Source organism: Mitsuokella multacida DSM 20544 (genome assembly GCF_000155955.1).
Lineage (GTDB): Bacteria > Bacillota > Negativicutes > Selenomonadales > Selenomonadaceae > Mitsuokella > Mitsuokella multacida.
Map to the genome: position 1 here is coordinate 1 of NZ_GG697146.2, position 255 is coordinate 255.

A 255-nucleotide genomic window follows, 5' to 3' on the forward strand; every position below is an offset into this window, starting at 1 on the left:
AACGTTGCGTCAGCAACGGCCCGTAGGGCGAGCGAAGCGAGTCATCCTGCACGACCCACCACTAATGACGGTGGGTTCGGTGGAAGTAGTTTGTAGTATCCAGCGCAGTATCGGGTGATTAGCTCAGCTGGGAGAGCACCTCCCTTACAAGGAGGGGGTCGGCGGTTCGATCCCGTCATCACCCACCACTCGGGTCGTTAGCTCAGTTGGTAGAGCAGTTGACTTTTAATCAATTGGTCGCAGGTTCGAATCCTG

Annotated in this window: 1 tRNA gene and 1 other RNA gene; both read left to right on the forward strand. The window is 56.1% G+C overall.

From position 1 onward, the window contains the following. Window positions 1-61, forward strand: a non-coding RNA gene (locus MITSMUL_RS12465) — RtT sRNA; the annotation flags it as partial. Window positions 62-112: 51 nt separating this feature from the next. Continuing rightward, window positions 113-188, forward strand: a tRNA-Val gene (locus MITSMUL_RS11965). Window positions 189-255 lie beyond the last annotated feature (67 nt).